Raw genomic sequence first — 17,622 nt, 5'->3', positions numbered from 1 at the left:
TTAATCATGTTGCGCAAGATAGTCCATATAGATGAGGAGAAATGCGACGGCTGCGGGCTCTGCGTGGAGGCCTGCGCCGAAGGGGCCATCGCCATTATCGACGGCAAGGCCCGGCTGGTCAGTGAGGCCTACTGCGACGGCTTGGGCGCCTGCCTGGGGGAATGCCCCCGGGGAGCAATCACCATCCTGGAGCGGGAGGCGGAGCCCTTTGACGGGGAGGTGCCGCGCGGGCGCCATGATGAATTCACAGCCAAGGCCGAGGCGAGGGCCGGACGACCGGTCGAAGCCGGTTCCCGGGAAACGCGGGGGTGGACGGCTCGCGGGGATGAAGGCCAGCGCGCAGCGGAGGGGATGACCGGAGTGGGCCTTCCCTGCGGATGCGCCGGTACCGCGGTCAGGGAGCTGGAGCCCGTTCCGGAAGACGAAGGAAACGGGGTTTCAGGCGAACCCAGGATAGCCTCGAGGTTGCGCAACTGGCCCGTGCAGCTCAAGCTTCTGCCCATCACCGCTCCTTACCTCAAGGGGGCCCATCTCCTGCTGGCCGCCGACTGCACCGGCTTCGCCTTCCCGGAATTCCACCGTGAGCTGCTGCAGGGAAAGGTCCTCCTGGTGGGTTGCCCCAAGTTGGACGACGCCTCCTTCTACCGCGAGAAGCTGGCGGCCATCATCGCCGAGAACAAGATCCAGGGGATCACCGTTGTGCACATGGAGGTGCCCTGCTGCTTCGGGCTGGCCAACCTCGCCCGGCAGGCTCTGGATGATGCAGGATCGGACGCCGCGCTCACGGTGATAAAGCTGGGCGTCCAGGGAGAGGTGATCTCCCGGGAAGAGGCGGAACACCCACGCCGGAGCTCACGGCACTGAGAACCACCCCTCCCGTTTTTCGGCTCCCCGTGCACGGCGGGAAAGACTTGACCCCGCTTTTCCCATCGCTGAGGCGAGAGTCCTCGCGCGAAGGTTCCGCCTGCTCTCCCCCGGATCCTTGAGTGGGAAGCCAAGAGGGAACAAGCCCGGGGAGGGAGGTCACCGCACACGGCTCCGGGCTGACTCTCCCCGGAGGATCCATCGCGCATGAGACGCGCGGCAGGGGCCTCTCGGCAGCGGCGAGGCCGCACCCCTGACGGTGGAGAAACTCTTTCTCCCCCTGGTGAAGGGTACGGCATTCAGGCCCGGCGGACGCCGCGGCGGGTCGCGGCCACCCTTCGACTCAAGCGGGTATAATGTTCTTATGGACGAGAGCAGAAAGAAAAAGCTCTGGCTGTATGTTGTTTACGGACTGCTGGCCCTGGGCATCATCCTCAGCATTCAGTTTGCCAAACCCTTCCAGCCCTCCGAGATAAGCTACAGCGAGTTCCTCAACCGCCTGAACGCGGGCGAGGTGAGCAAGGTGGTCATCACCGATACCCGCATCGAGGGAACCATGCAGACGGAGGAGGGCGAGAAGAACTTCGTCGCCACCCGCATCCCGGATACGGACATCAAGGACCTAGTGGCCCTCCTGGAGGAGAGAGGCGTGGACTTCTCGGGGCGGGTGGAAAACACCTTTTGGAGGGACTTCCTCCTCACCTGGGTGTTACCCCTGGGGCTCATCGCCTTCATCTGGTTCTTCGTCTTCCGCCGTCTGGCGAGGCGGGTGGGTGGGGTAAGCCCCATGTCCTTCGGCCAGTCCAAGGTTAAGCTCTACGACCGCAGCGTGGACCGCGTCACCTTCGGCGACGTGGCCGGGCTGGACGAGGCCAAGGAGGAGCTGCAGGAGATAATCGACTTCCTCCGCCACCCCCTGAAATACCGCAATATCGGGGCCCGCATCCCCAAGGGGGTCCTCCTGGTGGGGCCGCCCGGGACGGGGAAGACCCTCCTGGCCCGCGCCGTCGCCGGTGAGGCCGACGTGCCCTTCTTCTCCATAAGCGGCTCCCAGTTCATGGAGATGTTCGTGGGTGTCGGTGCGGCGAGGGTGAGGGACCTCTTCGAACAGGCCAAGGCCAAGGCGCCCTGCATCGTCTTCATAGACGAGATAGACACCATCGGGAAGGTGCGGGGCGGAATAATGGCCAGCGGGGGCACGGAGGAGCGGGAGCAGACCCTGAACCAGCTCCTCTCGGAGATGGACGGTTTCGATCCCCAGACGGGGGTGATTATCCTGGCGGCCACCAACCGCCCCGAGGTCCTGGACCCGGCCATCCTGAGGCCCGGCCGCTTCGACCGGCAGATAATGATCGACCGCCCGGACATCAAGGGGCGGGAGGAGATACTCAAGGTTCACGCCCGCCGGGTGAAACTGGGCTCCGACGTGGACCTCAAGAAGATCGCCGCCCGCACCCCCGGCTTCGCCGGGGCCGAGCTGGCCAACGTGGTCAACGAGGCCGCCCTGCTCGCCGCCCGTAAGAACAAAAAGGCCGTCGACCAACAGGAGTTCGAAGAGGCCATCGACCGGGTCATCGGGGGCCTGGAGCTGAAGAGCCGGGTGATGAGCGAACGGGAACGGCGGGTTGTGGCCTTCCATGAGGTGGGACACGCCCTGGCCGCTTCCCTCCTGGAGCATGCCGATCCCGTGCACCGCATAACCGTCATTCCCCGGGGGATAGGCTCCCTGGGTATGACCATGCAGCTCCCCGAGGAGGACCGCTATATCATGACCCGCCCGGAGCTGGAAGACCGATTGGGGGTTCTCCTCGCCGGCAGGGCCGCCGAGGAGATCGTCTTCGGCCAGGTTTCCACCGGCGCCCAAAACGACCTGGAAAAAGCCACCATCCTGGCCCGCAAGATGGTGGAGGACTACGGGATGAGCGAAAAACTCGGCCCCGTCTCCCTGGGGCTGGAGCGTGGAGCCCGCCTGCTCCTGGGGGAATTTTCCTACGGCAAGGAGGCCAATTATAGCGAGGCCACCGCGGAGCTCATTGACCGCGAGGTGAAGGACATAGTGACCTCCAACTACGAACGGGTAAAGGGGCTGCTCGCCTCGAATCGCAAGGCCCTGGAGGGCATAGCGGAGATATTGCTGGAGAAGGAGACCTTGGAGGGAGACGCTTTCCGGGAACTTTTGATGAAGCTACGCGAACGGCCCGAGGAAGAGGAAAAGGTCGATTCCGCCGTCAGTGAGGTAGCCGAAAACCGGTGATCCCGACCATGAACGGAAACAGCTGATGACGAAGGAACTTTTCCCGTTCATGAAATGAGGTCATGCCACCTGCCGCGAGAGCCGATGCTACGGATGCAGTTCGTTGAATACCGCTGAATAGTACAGGGCATTGGCAAACCCGTGGGCACAGGTTTTCCGGCGAGGGTGGGAAGCTGTTTCGCGGGTTGATAAGAATGGACAGGGAACTTCACGAGGTGATCATCATCGGGGCCGGGCCTGCGGGTCTCTCCGCGGGGGTCTACTGCGCGCGCAAGATGCTGGATACCCTGGTCATCTCCAGCAATGTTGGAGGCCAGGCGGCCTGGTCCTGGGAGGTGGAGAACTACCTGGGCTACCAGCTCATAACCGGGGTGGAGCTCGTAGAGCGCTTCCGCGACCACCTGGAGAACTTCAAGGTGCGGCTCCTGGAGGGGAGGACGGTCGTCTCCCTCTCTCCGGAGGAAGGCCGCTTCCGGGTGGCCACGGACAAAGGAGAGGAATATTATTCCAGGTCGGTCATAGCCGCCTCGGGCAAGGTCCCGCGCAAGCTCGGCGTGCCGGGAGAGGAAGAGTTCCGCGGCCGGGGGGTGGCCTACTGCGCCACATGCGACGCCCCCCTCTTCCGCGGTCGAAGGGTGGCCGTGGTGGGAGGGGGAAACTCCGCCCTGGACGCCGCGCTGCAGCTGGCCCAGATCGCCAAGGTGGTCCATCTCCTGACCATCGAACCGGCTCTCGACGGGGACGAGATACGCAAGCGGCAGGTGGAGGGATCGCCCTCCATAACGGTGCACACCTCCTCACGGGTCCTGGCCATCCGTGGCTCCGCCTTCGTGGAGGGGATCGACTTCTCGACCGAAGGCAGGGAGGAATCCCTCGAGGTGCAGGGCGTCTTCATAGAGATAGGGAGCGTCCCGAGCACCGCATACCTGCCTCCCGGGGTGGAACTCAACGCCTTGGGGGAGATAGTCGTCGATGCCAACAACCGCACCACCCTGCCGGGGCTCTTTGCCGCCGGGGACGTGACCAACGTGCTGGAGAAGCAGATCATCATCGCCGCCGGCGAGGGAGCCAAAGCCGCCCTCAGCGCTTACGCCTGGTTGCTGGAGAGGGGCGTGTTGGGGCGTTGACGCCCTTCAGGTGACGGGCCTCGAGGTGGGGAAGTAAAGGAGCGCGTTCCTCGTTCGATTCGGAAACGCGCTCTTCCGTGGATGACATCCGGGATACCGGGAGAAGGGAAAGGGATGGCCTCCCCGTTCAACCGTATATGACCAGGGTCCGGGCTATCTTGTCGTGCCAGGCCTGCTTCCGCCCGTCGAAACCCGCCCATATGTAGCCGAACATGCAGAACAGCGCGGAGATGAGCTTGCCGGGTATCTCCCTGACCGCTGCCGTCCCGAAGGTCACGGGCTGCAGGTCCTCACCCACCACCCTCAGCCCCAGCAACCTCTTGCCCAGGGTGGCCCCGTACCTGCCGGTCAAGTAGGTATAATACGCCCAGCCTATCAGCATGCGTATCAGGTTGTACAGGAAGAGCAGGCCAAAGCTCACCCCCCGGCTGAAATCCCAGGTGCCCCAGAAATAGATGTTCTCGTTGGCCGCCCAGAAGATGAAGTTCACCGGGAGGTAGATGACCGAGAGGACCAGACCGTCGATGAAGGCGGCGACGAAGCGGATCCAGAAACCCGCGTAGCGCGGGTAAGCGGCCTCCGCTACGGGAGGCACCGGATACGAGGTTGCCGGGGGCATCACCCCCGAGAGGCGAAAACCGCAGCCGGAGCAGAAATTCGCTTCCTCCGCATTGAGGAGCCCGCAGGCGGGACAAGTTCTCATCGCCACGACATCCTTTCTACAGCCGGACGTGCCGGCAACCGGTAGAACGGCTCGGGAAGGCCATAATGCGGCGCAGCGCCGTTCCTCCCGAAATGCCTCATATCCCACGCGATCTTCGATAGAGGTAAGATAACACCCCTCGGGCGGACAAACAAACCTCGGTCAAGACAAGGCGGTGCCACAGGTCCGGTAAGTCAAGCTTCTACGGGATTGCTTCCAGAAGTTCCCATCCGGGGTTGCTTGAAGGAACGGCACGCCTTCCGCTGGAATGCCAATCAGGGCCTACCGTTCCATCCCTCATACCCGCAGGTTCGTTTCGCCGCAATCCGCCTGTCCCACCCGAAGACACGGCTTCCCGCCCGTACTCTCCCCGCACCGTGAAGGCCGGCCGGAAGCCAAAGGCGCCACGTTGGTTCTCATGCCCTTCGACCACCGGATCGTTCGCTCAGGCGTGGAATAATCCTCCGCAACGGCAGCAAACGGCTCACGCGGAGGAAGCGCGTCGGGAAGCCCTTGCTTTCCAGAAGCGATGCGCGGGACAGACCGCCTTCCATCCCTGGTTCGCATGGGTGCCGCACCACCGGCAGGCGTGGAAGAACTGGCCCAGGAGCACCGCCTGCATCAAGGCCAGGTACCTGGAGAGCGCCCTCCCATTTCTACGCAGCGCCAGGACCGGAACCCAGAAAACGGCGGACAGGCTGAGGACCTCGAGGAAGATCCCCAGCCTCCCCACCTCCTTTCCCTCCACGCGGGGGAAGAGGGAGGAGGTATACTTTCCCAGATAGTACGACCGGCACATCTCACCGTATCCCTCGCACCGGGAACAGATGAGGTAGCGGGGCCAGGTGAGAAACAGGGCCCACCCGCCGAGCCAGGCGGACAGATGGCGAAACTTTTTCTCGCTCAGCATGCCGCGCACGGCCTCCAGGCCAGCCAGCGCGAAGGCCAAAAAGCGCAGGGTCATGATCAGAGGGCTCGGCCGTTCTTCTCCAGAGCAGGACTGATCGGCTCGCTCTCCGTTCCCCGGCATACGGATCACCTCCCCCATTAACCGACACTATGTCGGTAAAATGATAACCGCTTCCAACTCTCCGCGACAAGGGAGAGATTGCCAAAGACGACCTCCTCCCTCCTCTTCGCCCTTCTCCGGCCGGGATGGCGGGAGAGCATCTCGACATATTTCAAACTTCAAAATGACTATCGAAACGGCGGTGCGGAGGTCTTCACCCGGGCCACAGACTAGTGCGGCTTGGAGAGGGCACATAAAAGCGCCCGGCACAGGGACGCAAGGGTATCCTTTCGGAGCGGTGGCTTTGAGCGTATCGGCAGTCGGACTGGCCACCTTTGGCCGGGGCTCCGCCTGGACTTGACCATAGAACAGCGATAGAGGGAGCGCCAGGTACGTCCGCTACCTCGCGTCACGTCAGAAGGATGCCCGGTTGAGTCCTTCTCTGCCTCCTCAAACTCTCATGACTTTGCGGAACCGCTTATCACCGCGGTCGTGCAGGCAGCGGGAGGTCGTCGTCATCCCTCCAAAATCCCCGGGGCATGTCGCCCATCCCACGTCGGCGGTGTGGAAGGACATGAGGAGGATGGCATAGAATGGGAGGGGCTCGAGGCGCCGTCGAGTGAGCCCGCCGGCGCGCCCGGGGAGGGGTTCAAGGGGGAGGTGGTCCCATGGGCGAGAAGATCGTCGTCGGAGCGGGGCTTGCCGGACTCACGGCGGCCATCAACCTGAGGCGGCTGGGTTACGAGGTCAGGGTCCTGGAACGCCGTGACGGGATCGGGGGGCCGGCGCGAGACATGCCCACCGGGGAGCTGACCTATGTGATGGCCGACGGGACCCCGCTGGACCTGAAGAGGATCGAAGATTATACGGGCATAGACATATCTCCGGCCTGCGAACCCCTGGAGGGCACCCGCATCTACAGCTTCGGGAAGCGTTTCGACACCCGTTTTCCGCCCAACGTGCCCGCCTACCTGGTGGAGAGGGGCTCCCGCAGCGCCTCCCTGGACATGCACCTGTACCGCATCGCCGTAGAGGAAGGAGTGCGCTTCGAGTTCAACCATCCCCTGAGGACGCGCCGGGATTTCGAGGCCCTCCCGCCGCGCAGCATCCTGGCCACCGGCCTTTTCCGCGACGCCTTCCAGGCCCTGGGGATACCCTTCGTCCCCGTTTACGGCTTCTTCGGCCAGGGTATGTTGCCCGAGGAGTACCGGGGCCCCAAGGTTATCCTCTACATGGACCGATACACATGGGACTACGCCTTCTTCTCCACCATCCACGGGGTGGCGGGGGCCCTCCTCTTTCAGCGCAAGAGGCCCCTAACCGCCGAGGCCAAGCGCTGGTTCCCGGAGAGGCTGGCCCGCGACGAGGGCCTGGAATTGCCGGAGTGGCACGAACTGGACGTAGGCGTGCTGCCCATGGGATCTTTTTCCAACCCGCGACTCTTCCACGAACGGTTCATACTGGCGGGGACGCTGGCCGGCGCTCAGGACCCGGTGCTCCTCTTCGGCGTTCACGGCGCCCTGGTGACGGGGAGGATAGCCGCCACCGCCGTTGATGACCCGGAGGCCGGCTACCGTGAGTTCCGAAAGGTCAACCGCTTCTGGAGGTTGAGCTACCTCAACCGGCGCCTCATCGAGGCCACCTTCCCGCTGGGGTTAAAGGTCATAAGCCGCGCCGGTTTCGGCCTCTACCCCCTGTACGCGCCTTTCGCCCTGCGCTACGCGTTCCTCATAGTGCCCGGCTGGCTCAGGATATGAGGATTGTCGTTCCGAACGGCCAGCCGGCGCCCGGAGAGCGCCGGATCTCCTGCAGTGGTCAAACGGTGGGCGGGAGGGCACCATCATACCGGTCCCTGCGGTAGAAAAGGCTCGAGCGGGAAGGGCGGCAAAGGGCTTTCCGGGCTTCCAGCCGAAGAATGGGAGGGCGGCACATGAAGAGCCATGCGAACCCGCCGGGGGAACGATGACCGAGAAAGAGATGTGCGCGATACTCCGTGGCGGGCCGGTAAGGCGGTCCACGGTTCGGCGGAAGTGAGCGTCAGGTGACGGACTCTTGGGCTTGTCGGCCCGGCTGCACCGCTATCCTTCTCCGGAGGGCATACGAGTGGGGTCGCCGCGGCCGGAAAGGGTAGGCCCGAGGAGCATATACGGTGGCTTGACTCGCGAGAATGCGCACTGAAGCGCCCAACCTTCAGGGAGCCGAGGGCATGAGCACCCCGGACCGCGACATACCGTGCCGTTTCGGGGAACGCAAGGTCGAGGCGAGGGGAAATGCGGGCTCGTGGAAAGGAAGTGTGCTGGAGGATCCAGGCGTGTTCGCCATTCGGAACGGAATGTTGCAGATACGATGCTCCGCGGCAGCAGCGTGCATGCCGGTCAGCCAATCGGGTCGTGCGCGGGAAACGCGGAAAGGAGGCAGCCATAGAGTACCAGAAAGATCATCGAGAGGCCCGAATTCTTATATGTAAGGTAGTCGGCACCAGGAGCGGGTGATTCAGGTCATCCGGACGGGTTGTATTGAAGCGTCGGGATCGCGGAAGGTGGTAGCCGTGGCCGGCTTGAAATCTATATGGAAATATATGGTAATTATAGCCGCGCTCTTCTCCCTTCTTCTCGTGCTGCCGGGATGCGAATCCACAGGGTCCTCGAAAGATGGCGCCATGGAACCCCCTATGGAGCGGGAGGGGGAGGGCGCAAACGCCGAGGTGCTCCCCTATGCCACCGGGGAGGTCGCCGGGCTGCGCCCTCTCACCGTCCTGCGGGTGGAGGCGGGCCCGAAATCCGTGGAGCTCATGCCCGGCGGGGACCGTATATTCGTGAACGACCTCTACGCGCACAAGAACTTCGTCTTCGATGCCCAAAGTTACGCCAAGCTCCTCAGCGTGGTCCTTCCCGACGAACCGGTGGAGGCGGCCTTCTCTCCCGACGGTAGGTGGGCCTGGGTGTCCCTCTACAACTCGGCACGGGTGGTCATCGTGGACACCGATTCCGGCACCCTGGCGGGAGAGGTAGGCACGGGAAGCATCCCCAAGGAGGTGGCGGTGAGCCCCGACGGCGCATGGGTCTACGTGGCCAACTGGGACTCCAACACGGTGACGGTAATCGACGCCTCCGCCAGGAAGAGGGTGAAGGACATCCCGGTATACGCCACGCCGCGGGGCATGTGCTTCACCCCACAGGGCGACCGCGCTTACGTGTGCATAATGGGCGGCGACACCCTGGCCGAGGTGGATGTCTCCGGCGGCCACACCGTAGCGCGGCAAATACCCTGCGGCCAGAATCCCCGCCACGTGGTCCTCTCGCCGGACGGCCGGACGCTCTACGTGAGCAACAACCTGCCGGGGACGGTCACCGTGGTCAACCGCGAGGCCGGCACCATCTCCGCCACCATAAAGGTTGGCAGGGCGGCGCGCACCATGGACATCACCCCCGACGGCAGATACCTGTTCGTCTGTAACTACGAGGACGGGACGGTGGGGTGCGTGGACCTGGAGGCACGTCGGGAGATATTCACCTATCCCACGCCCAAACCCATCGGCCTCTGCGTGGACGCCAGGGGTGAGCGCCTTTTCGTCTCCAACTATTCCCCACCCCAGATCACGGTCCTGGAGATAGTCAGGGAATAAAGCGGTTGTGAAGGCGGCACGTCTGCGCTATTCGAGGAAGTCGCGCAGCTTCGCGGAGCGGGTGGGGTGGCGGAGCTTGGCCAGCGTCTTGGACTCGATCTGGCGGATGCGCTCCCTGGTGACCCCGAACTCGCGACCCACCTCCTCCAGGGTGCGCGGGTGCCCGTCCACTAGGCCGAAGCGCAGCTTGATGACCTCCCTCTCCCTCTCGCTTAGGGAGTTGAGGACGTCCTCCAGCTGCTCCTGGAGGAGGATGAAGGAAGCGGCGTCCGCGGGGACCACGGCGTCGGAGTCCTCGATGAAGTCGCCCAGGTGGGAGTCCTCCTCCTCGCCTATGGGGGTCTCCAGGGACACCGGCTCCTGGGAGACCTTGATGATCTCCCTTACCTTCTCGGGAGTGAGCTCCATGCGCTCGGCTATCTCCTCCGGGGTAGGCTCCCGGCCCAGTTCCTGGAGGAGCTGCCTCTGCACCCGGATAAGCTTGTTGATGGTCTCCACCATGTGCACGGGTATGCGGATGGTACGGGCCTGGTCGGCGATGGCCCGGGTGATGGCCTGGCGGATCCACCAGGTGGCGTAGGTGGAGAATTTGTAACCCTTCCGGAAGTCGAACTTCTCCACGGCCCGGATGAGGCCCAGGTTGCCCTCCTGGATGAGGTCGAGGAAGAGCATCCCCCTGCCCACGTAGCGCTTGGCGATGGAGACCACCAGCCTGAGGTTGGCCTCCACGAGCTTGCGCTTGGCCTCCTGACCCTCCCTCTCCTTGCGCTGCAGGGCCCGTTTCTCCTCGCGGCTCAGCTTGTCCCCCATCTCCCGCAGTCTGGCGGAGGCCTTTTCGCCCTCCTCGATCTTCTTGGCCAGCTCCACTTCCTCCTGGGCGGTGAGGAGGGGGACCTTGCCGATCTCCTTGAGGTACATGCGCACAGGGTCGTTGGTGGGGGTCTTCCCGGCGAGCTCCAGCTCCCTCTCCAGGCTGTCCAGGCGGGAGATGTCCTTTTCTTCCTCGTCCTCGAGGTCCTGCAGGCTCTCGTCCGTGGGCCCGTCCACCACCTCCACGTTCAGTTCGTCGAGGAGCATGTAGAGGTGGTCCATCTGCTCCGCCGTGAGGTTGAGGCCTTGCAGGGACTCGCTTATCTCGTCATGGGTCAGGATGCCCCTGCCCTGGCCCCTGGAGAGCAGTTCCTTTATCTCGTCGTAATCGAGGTCTTTCCAGTCGTCCATATAAATCACCTGAAAGGAGGGTTACTTAAGATTAATCGAGCGCTCTCATGCCGTCCTTTAGCCGGCACGGCCCTTTCTGAGCTCCCTCTTCAGGCGCTCGAGGGAATAAATCTCCTCCGAGAGCTCTCGTTCACGCTCATGATCCCGATGGGGCGCGGAGGAGAGGCCTTCAAGCTCCTGCCTCAATCTCCTTATTTGACGTTCGAGATAGAATCCCTTCAGCGTCGCCAGCAGGTCATTATATACCATGACGGCGTTTTCCGTATCCATATTATCAACATTCCCACTCCCGTCCAGAATTAACGCCGTGGCCAGATTCCGGGCGCTGCCGGAATCCAGGCTCTCCACCAGGCGCCCCATTCGGCGTTCCTCGATCCCCCGTTCTCCCCCTTCCTCCCGATCCGCCTCCAGGATGGCGGAGAAGAGCCGGGAACAATCGCCATCCTCGAAGAGGGAGGGGTCAACCTCCTCCAATGCCCTTTCCACCAAAAAAGGTTGATGCAGCAGGAGGCGAAGAAGTTCCCTCTCCGCCCGTTTCTGCGGGGGCAGGAGGATGGAGGATTCGGCGGCGGGAGCCGGTCCGGAGCTCCTCCCCCTGGCACGCCGGTAGAGCTCCTGCACCGCCTGGTAGCTCGATCCCGCCCAGTCGGCGATGGCCCGGATGTGCCTCTCCTGGTCTATATCCCCTCCCAGCTCGGCCACCAGGCTCACCGCCCTGCGCACTCCTCGCAGCCGCGCGTTGGTGTCCTTGGGGTCGTGTTCCTCGAGGACCTTTCGGAGACAGAAATCGACCAGGGGGACGCTCTCCTCCACCCTTCTCTTGAACTCTTCCGCCCCGTGGGAGGTCACGAAATCCGCCGGGTCGGCGCCCTCATCAAGGATTATAACCCTCAAGTCGAGGTTAAAATCCTTCTGGAGGTCGAGCCCCCTCAGGCTGGCGCTGACCCCGGCCCGGTCCGCGTCGAAGGCCAGCACCACCCTCTCGGTGAGGCGGGAGAGGAGGCGGAAATGCTCCTGGCCCAGGGCGGTCCCCAGAGTGGCAGCCACGTTGCGGATACCGTGCTGCCAGAGGAGGATGACGTCGGTATATCCCTCCACCAGGAGGGCAAAGCCCTCCTTCACCATCTCCCGGCGCGAGTGGTTGAGGGCGTAGAGGTGGCGGCTCTTCACGTAGAGAGGGGTCTCCGGGGAATTGAGGTATTTGGGCTGCTCCTCGCCCAGCGTCCTCCCCCCGAAGGCCACCACCCGGTCCTGAAGGTCCCGGATGGGAAAGATGACCCGGCCTCGGAAGCGGTCGTAAACACCCCTCTCCCCCCGTAGTCCCAGGCCGGAGGCCAGGAAATCCTGGGCCTCGAAACCGCGGCGCATGGCCTGGCGGTAGAGGAAGTCCCATTTGGGGGGAGCGTATCCCAGGCCGAAGAAGCGCACGGATTCCTCATCGATACCCCGGGATTTGAGATACCTGCGCGCCGCCTCTCCCTCCTCCCCCTCCACCAGGACGCGGTGGTAGACCTCCGCCGCCCACTGGTTCATGCGGTATAGCCTGGCCCGCCTGCCCTCCGGTCCCCCGGACTCCCGGGCTCCCCCCTGGTAATGAAGGGTGAACCCAACCCGGGAGGCCAGCCTCTCCACCGCCTCCCGGAACTCCAATCCCTCCCTCTTGCGCAGGAAGGTGAACACGTCGCCTCCCTCACCGCAGCCGAAGCAGTGGTAGAGCTGCTTGGCGGGATCCACCATGAAGGAAGGGGTCTTCTCGTCATGAAAAGGGCACAGCCCCTTGAACAGCCTGCCGGCCTTCTTCAGTTGCACGTACTCGGAGATGACCTCCACGATGTCCACCTGTTCGCGGAGGCGCTCGATGTCCTCGTCCCTGATCCTGCCACCGGCCAAGGCACGCACCTCAGAGCTCGCCCACCCATACGCGGGGCAAGAAGTGTTCCTGGTACTTGCGCATGGCATAGCGGTCGGTCATGCCGGCCACGTAATCGCAGACCCTCACCCGCAGGTCCTCCTCCCCCTCCCGGAACTCCCGGGGCATCTCCTCGGGGTGCTCCAAGTAATAATGGAACAGATGACGGAGGACCATGATGGCCTTGTCCTCCTCCTGTTTGGCCACCGAACCCACGTACACCCGCGCGAAGAGGAAGTCGCGCAATTCGTCCAGGGCCGCGGCCACCTCCTCGCTCATCAGGATGTCCCCCCTGTCCCTGCTGGCCTCCACCAGGTCCCGCACCAGGGTGTCGATGCGCTGGTTGTGGCGCTTTCCCAGCACTCCTAGAGGACCCTCCGGAAGCTCATCCTCGGTGAGTATGCCCGCCCGGATGGCGTCGTCGATGTCGTGGTTCACGTAGGCGATACGGTCGGCGATGCGTACTATGCGGCCCTCCAGGGTGGCCGGAAGAGGGCTCTGGCCGGTGTGGTTCAGTATGCCGTCCCTGACCTCCCAGGTGAGGTTGAGCCCCTTCCCGTTATATTCCAGCCTGTCCACCACCCGGAGGCTCTGCTCGTTGTGCCGGAAAGGGGTGGGGGTTAGGTCGCGGAAGGCCTCCTCCCCCATGTGTCCGAAGGGGGTGTGCCCGAGGTCGTGACCCAGGGCGATGGCCTCCGTGAGGTCCTCGTTGAGCCGCAGGGCCCTGGCTATGGTGCGGGATATCTGGCTTACCTCCAGGGTGTGGGTCAGGCGGGTGCGGTAGTGGTCCCCCTCGGGAGCCAGGAAGACCTGGGTCTTGTGCTTCAGGCGCCGGAAAGCCTTGCTATGTATGATGCGGTCCCGGTCGCGCATGAAGCAGGTGCGCAGGGAATCAGGCTTTTCCTCCCTGAGCCGGCCCCGGCTCTCCCGGCTGCGCACGGCATGTGGAGAGAGCCATTCCTCCTCCCAGCGCTCTATTTCCTCCCGGATGTTCATCCCAATACCTTCTCCGTCTTCTCCTTACCACTTCCGAGTGCCGCCGCCTTTACCGCTTCCAATTGACGTCATCGGTCCATGCGAGGACCAGACGGCAAGGGTGCGGCTTACTCCGATATCCTTTCCCTTGTCCTTTCCGGACCGGGGAAGAACTTCCCCGCTCGCGTTCTTTTCACGGTCCAGAGCCAGGCTGACACGATTCCAAGCCATCACAAAGCGGCTCAAATCGGCAGCCCTCCATTCCGGCGCATCAGGCTGTTTCCTCTTATTTCGACGCCCTCTTCACCTCCCGGGCCAGGCGCCTGCCCAGGATGCGGGCCCTCTCCAGGGCGAAGGAGTCCTCCTGGGCCGGCTTCTGGGCGCACAATCCCTGGTGCCCGGCGTCGTCGTCCTCCGTCCCCTCCCCCACGATACTCATACCCTGGATGAGGAGCATGTCGTGCAGGGCCTTGAGGGTCGTCTCCTGCCCACCGAAGCGCGCCGCGCCCACGCTCACTGCCGCCGCCGGTTTCCCCACCAGGGACCTGCGCGACCTCACGGCCCGTGTCTTGTCCCACAGTGCCTTGAGCTGCGCGGACACGGTACCGAAATACACCGGACTCCCCAGGACCACCGCCGCCGCTCCCTCCAGGAGATCGCAGGCCTCCTTGAGCCCTGCGGATCTGGAATGGCATACCTCCTTGCAGGGGCTGGAACAGGCCATACAGAAGGGGTTCTCCTGATCCTTGAGGGCATCCATTACATGGAATATTTTACCATCTACTCCCTCCGCTCGGGCCGCTTCAAGGACCTTCTCCAAAAGCAATGCCGTATTTCCCTTGCGGTTCGGACTTCCGTTTATGGCCAGGATGTACATGGCGGCAACCTCCTTTCCGACAAATCATCCAGAAGGCGCGGCTGCTCCGTCAGCTCTCGCGCACCGGAACACACGCCCCACGAAGATTGTATCTCGCCGCAGTGTCAGCACCTCTTCCCGGTGGCTCACCGCAGGCGGAAAAGAGGAGTCGCGCCTCTTCTTGGGGCCCCCAGCCTCCCGGAGGGCGACGGGTCTGGACGGGGGAGGACCTCCTTCAAGCCCTATCCGGCACGGCCTCCCCGGATCTCCGGGTGCGATGGGTCGCGGAGCGGGAAGGCGGACTTCCTCATCGTTCGCAAGCCGCCTCTCGGCTTCCCCCGGCCCTTCCGCCTCACTTGGTGGCGTCCTGCACGTCCCCGAGGGCGGCATGAGCAGCGGCCAGGATGGCCACCGGCACGCGGAAGGGGGAGCAGCTCACGTAGTCCAGGCCCACCTCATGGCAGAACCTTATGCTGCGGGGATCGCCGCCGTGCTCGCCGCATATACCCAGCTTTATCTTCGGGTTCACCTCGCGGGAGAGCTCGCAGGCCATGCGCACCAGTTTCCCCACGCCCTCCAGGTCCAGGGTCTGGAAGGGGTTGTCGGTGAGGATGCCCTCCTCGAGGTACACGGGCAGGAACTTGGCCTCGGCGTCGTCGCGGCTGAAGCCCAGGGTGGTCTGGGTGAGGTCGTTGGTCCCGAAGGAGAAGAAGTCGGCGATCTCCCCTATCTGATCCGCGGTGAGGGCGGCGCGGGGCAACTCTATCATGGTGCCCACAAGGTAGTCGAGGTCCACCTCCATGGCCTCCTTGACCCCCTCGGCCACTCGGATTATCTTCTCCCGCTCGATCTCCAGCTCCTTGCGGAAGGCCACCAGGGGGACCATTATCTCCACCCTCGGGTCCTTCCCCTGCTTCTTCAGGTCGCAGGCGGCCTTGATGATGGCCCGCACCTGGGCCTCGGTCACCCCGCCCATGGTGCAACCCACGCGACACCCGCGCAAGCCGAGCATGGGGTTGGCCTCCGACTCGGCGCGCACGCGCGCCAGGAGCCTCTCCTTGGCCTCGTACTCCTCCCGCTCCCCGGGTACGTGCTTGAGCCGCTCCAGCTCCACCCGCAAATCGACCAGGTTGGGAAGGAACTCGTGCAGGGGGGGATCCAGGAGGCGGATGGTCACCGGCAGCCCGTCCATGATCTCCAGGATCCTCTCGAAATCGCGCCGCAGGAGGGGCTCCAGCTCCATGAGGGCCTCCTCCCGGGCTTCCTCGGTCTCGGCCAGGATCATGCGCCGCACTATGGGCAGGCGGTCCTCCCCGATGAGCATGTGCTCGATGCGGCACAGACCGATGCCCTCGGCGCCGAAGTCGCGGGCGCGCTTGGCGTCCTCGGGGGTGTCGGCGTTGGTACGCACGCCGAGGCGGCGTATCTCGCTGGCCCAGGAGAGAATTTTCTCCAGGTTGACGTCCACCTTGGGCTCGATGAGCTTGACCTCGCCCAGGATGACCTTGCCCGAGGTGCCGTCGATGGTGATGGTGTCCCCCTCCCGGACCACCAGGCCGTTCACCTCGAAGATCCTCTCCGCTTGGTTTATCTTGATGGCCTCCGCCCCGCAGATGCAGGGCTTGCCCATCCCCCGCGCCACCACGGCGGCATGGCTGGTCATCCCACCATGGCTGGTGAGCACGCCCTGCGCGGCGATGATGCCGTGGATGTCGTCGGGCGTGGTCTCCCAGCGCACCAGGATGACCTTCTCGCCGCGCGAGCCGCGCACCTCCGCGGTGTCGGCGTCGAAGACCACCTCGCCCACCGCCGCGCCCGGGGAGGCGGGCAGGCCCCTGGCGATCACGTCATACTGGGCGTCGGGGTCCAGCCGGGGATGCAGGAGCTGGTCGAGCTGGTCGGGCTGCACCCGGGCTACCGCCTCTTCCTTGGTGATGAGCCCCTCCTCCACCATGTCCACGGCGATCTTCAGGGCGGCGGCGGCGGTGCGCTTGCCCGTCCGCGTCTGCAGCATGTAGAGCTTCTTCTGCTCGATGGTGAACTCTATGTCCTGCATGTCCCGGTAATGTTTCTCCAGCTTGTCCATCACCTGGGTCAGCTGCTCGTAGAGCTCGGGCATCTCCTCCGCCAGGCGGTCCAGGCTGTTGGGGGTCCGTATGCCGGCCACCACGTCCTCGCCCTGGGCATTGACCAGGTACTCGCCGAAGCGGCGTTTCTCCCCCGTGGAGGGGTCACGGGTGAAGCAGACCCCGGTGGCCGAGTCCTCACCCTTGTTCCCGAAGACCATGGTCTGCACGTTGACCGCCGTTCCCAGGTCGTCTGGGATGTCGTACTGCTTGCGGTAGGTGATGGCGCGGGGGTTGTTCCAGGAACGGAAGACGGCCCGGATGGCCAGGTCGAGTTGCTCGCGGGGATCGGAGGGGAAATCCCGACCCGCCTTTTCGCGCACGATGGCCTTGAACTCCTCTACCAGTTCTTTCCAGTCATCCGCCGTCAGCTCCACGTCCTGGGTGACGCCGCGTTGCTCCTTCCTCTTGCTGATCCTCTCCTCGAAGAGGCTCCTCTCCACGCCCATGACGATGTCCGCGAACATCTGGATGAAGCGGCGGTAGGCGTCGTAGGCGAAGCGCTCGTCCCCGGTCTGTTCCGCAAGGCCCTTCACCGACTCGTCGTTGAGGCCCAGGTTGAGGACGGTGTCCATCATGCCGGGCATGGAGATGGCCGCCCCGGAGCGTACGGAGACCAGGAGGGGGTCCCTCTTGTCGCCGAGCTTCTTGCCCATCCTCTCTTCCAGGCGTCGGAGGTGCTCGTCTATCTCCTCCTGCAGGCCCGGGGGATACTCGCCATGCGCCGTGTAATGATTGCAGGCCTCCGTGGTTATGGTGAACCCGGGGGGCACGGGAAGCCCCAGCCTGGTCATCTCCGCCAGGTTGGAGCCCTTCCCGCCGAGGAGTTTCTTCATCCCCGCATCGCCCTCGTCGAAGTCGTACACGTACTTGGTCATCTCCGATTCCCCCTCGCCTTCCTTCAACTCTTTACCTCTCAGCGGCTTCCGGCATACCCACCGTCCCGTCCCTGC

Annotated in this window: 12 protein-coding genes; 5 read left to right on the top strand and 7 right to left on the bottom strand. The window is 64.0% G+C overall.

Features of this window, described 5'->3' with window-relative positions:
• Window positions 1-6 precede the first annotated feature (6 nt).
• From H7007_RS12860 to H7007_RS12850, 3 genes are all read left to right on the top strand, one after another.
• Window positions 7-864 carry an ATP-binding protein gene (locus tag H7007_RS12860; protein ID WP_287155732.1) on the top strand — a complete coding sequence of 286 codons (858 nt, stop codon included), beginning with the start codon at window positions 7-9 and terminating at the stop codon, window positions 862-864.
• A 364-nt stretch (window positions 865-1,228) separates the two neighbouring features.
• The gene (gene ftsH / locus H7007_RS12855) at window positions 1,229-3,118 is read left to right on the top strand and encodes an ATP-dependent zinc metalloprotease FtsH (RefSeq protein ID WP_287155731.1); all 1,890 of its coding nucleotides are present in this window, start codon (window positions 1,229-1,231) and stop codon (window positions 3,116-3,118) included.
• A 194-nt stretch (window positions 3,119-3,312) separates the two neighbouring features.
• Window positions 3,313-4,245, top strand: a complete 933-nt coding sequence (locus H7007_RS12850; RefSeq protein ID WP_287155730.1) for an NAD(P)/FAD-dependent oxidoreductase — start codon at window positions 3,313-3,315, stop codon at window positions 4,243-4,245.
• Between the two features lie 127 nt (window positions 4,246-4,372).
• Here H7007_RS12850 and H7007_RS12845 read toward each other — a convergent pair whose 3' ends face one another.
• Together H7007_RS12845 and H7007_RS12840 are read right to left on the bottom strand one after the other, a co-directional pair.
• Window positions 4,373-4,948: an RDD family protein gene (locus H7007_RS12845; RefSeq protein WP_287155729.1), complete on the bottom strand. Its 576-nt coding sequence runs from the start codon at window positions 4,946-4,948 to the stop codon at window positions 4,373-4,375.
• 484 nt (window positions 4,949-5,432) lie between these two features.
• Complete coding sequence (locus H7007_RS12840; protein WP_287155727.1) at window positions 5,433-5,978, bottom strand: hypothetical protein; 546 nt, start codon at window positions 5,976-5,978, stop codon at window positions 5,433-5,435.
• Between the two features lie 647 nt (window positions 5,979-6,625).
• Here H7007_RS12840 and H7007_RS12835 point away from each other — a divergent pair.
• On the top strand, window positions 6,626-7,714 hold the full coding sequence (locus tag H7007_RS12835) for an NAD(P)/FAD-dependent oxidoreductase (RefSeq protein ID WP_287155725.1): 1,089 nt from the start codon (window positions 6,626-6,628) through the stop codon (window positions 7,712-7,714).
• Between the two features lie 914 nt (window positions 7,715-8,628).
• Window positions 8,629-9,582, top strand: coding sequence for a YncE family protein (locus tag H7007_RS12830; RefSeq protein WP_287155723.1), 954 nt, complete (start codon window positions 8,629-8,631; stop codon window positions 9,580-9,582).
• Window positions 9,583-9,609: 27 nt separating this feature from the next.
• On the opposite strand, the gene rpoD is transcribed toward H7007_RS12830, so the two are convergent.
• The 5 genes from rpoD to ppdK all read right to left on the bottom strand — a co-directional run bounded on the left by rpoD (window position 9,610) and on the right by ppdK (window position 17,547).
• Window positions 9,610-10,803 (bottom strand): RNA polymerase sigma factor RpoD, encoded by a 1,194-nt coding sequence (rpoD, locus tag H7007_RS12825; protein ID WP_287155721.1) that lies wholly within the window; start codon window positions 10,801-10,803, stop codon window positions 9,610-9,612.
• A 57-nt stretch (window positions 10,804-10,860) separates the two neighbouring features.
• The gene (gene dnaG, locus H7007_RS12820; RefSeq protein ID WP_287155719.1) at window positions 10,861-12,693 is read right to left on the bottom strand and encodes a DNA primase; all 1,833 of its coding nucleotides are present in this window, start codon (window positions 12,691-12,693) and stop codon (window positions 10,861-10,863) included.
• Between the two features lie 10 nt (window positions 12,694-12,703).
• Window positions 12,704-13,708: a deoxyguanosinetriphosphate triphosphohydrolase gene (locus tag H7007_RS12815; RefSeq protein ID WP_287155718.1), complete on the bottom strand. Its 1,005-nt coding sequence runs from the start codon at window positions 13,706-13,708 to the stop codon at window positions 12,704-12,706.
• Window positions 13,709-13,973: 265 nt separating this feature from the next.
• Entirely contained in the window at window positions 13,974-14,564 is a 591-nt protein-coding gene (locus H7007_RS12810; RefSeq protein ID WP_287155717.1) for a flavodoxin family protein, read from the bottom strand.
• 331 nt (window positions 14,565-14,895) lie between these two features.
• Complete coding sequence (gene ppdK / locus H7007_RS12805; RefSeq protein ID WP_350340661.1) at window positions 14,896-17,547, bottom strand: pyruvate, phosphate dikinase; 2,652 nt, start codon at window positions 17,545-17,547, stop codon at window positions 14,896-14,898.
• Between the last annotated feature and the right edge of the window lie 75 nt (window positions 17,548-17,622).

The sequence above is a fragment of the Candidatus Solincola tengchongensis genome (assembly GCF_015711935.1).
GTDB lineage: Bacteria > Actinomycetota > Geothermincolia > Geothermincolales > RBG-13-55-18 > Solincola_A > Solincola_A tengchongensis.
The sequence above is the reverse complement of the archived record's forward strand: the minus strand, read 5'-3'. Positions and strand labels throughout refer to the sequence as shown.

Excerpts from the sequence above, each read along its gene's own strand:
- ftsH (WP_287155731.1), top strand. The coding sequence starts at position 1,229 with ATGGACGAGAGCAGAAAGAAAAAGCTCTGGCTGTATGTTGTTTACGGA.
- H7007_RS12850 (WP_287155730.1), top strand. The coding sequence starts at position 3,313 with ATGGACAGGGAACTTCACGAGGTGATCATCATCGGGGCCGGGCCTGCG.
- H7007_RS12810 (WP_287155717.1), bottom strand. The coding sequence starts at position 14,564 with ATGTACATCCTGGCCATAAACGGAAGTCCGAACCGCAAGGGAAATACG.
- H7007_RS12840 (WP_287155727.1), bottom strand. The coding sequence starts at position 5,978 with ATGCCGGGGAACGGAGAGCGAGCCGATCAGTCCTGCTCTGGAGAAGAA.
- H7007_RS12815 (WP_287155718.1), bottom strand. The coding sequence starts at position 13,708 with ATGAACATCCGGGAGGAAATAGAGCGCTGGGAGGAGGAATGGCTCTCT.
- H7007_RS12835 (WP_287155725.1), top strand. The coding sequence starts at position 6,626 with ATGGGCGAGAAGATCGTCGTCGGAGCGGGGCTTGCCGGACTCACGGCG.
- H7007_RS12830 (WP_287155723.1), top strand. The coding sequence starts at position 8,629 with ATGGAGCGGGAGGGGGAGGGCGCAAACGCCGAGGTGCTCCCCTATGCC.
- ppdK (WP_350340661.1), bottom strand. The coding sequence starts at position 17,547 with ATGACCAAGTACGTGTACGACTTCGACGAGGGCGATGCGGGGATGAAG.
- H7007_RS12845 (WP_287155729.1), bottom strand. The coding sequence starts at position 4,948 with ATGAGAACTTGTCCCGCCTGCGGGCTCCTCAATGCGGAGGAAGCGAAT.
- rpoD (WP_287155721.1), bottom strand. The coding sequence starts at position 10,803 with ATGGACGACTGGAAAGACCTCGATTACGACGAGATAAAGGAACTGCTC.
- H7007_RS12860 (WP_287155732.1), top strand. The coding sequence starts at position 7 with ATGTTGCGCAAGATAGTCCATATAGATGAGGAGAAATGCGACGGCTGC.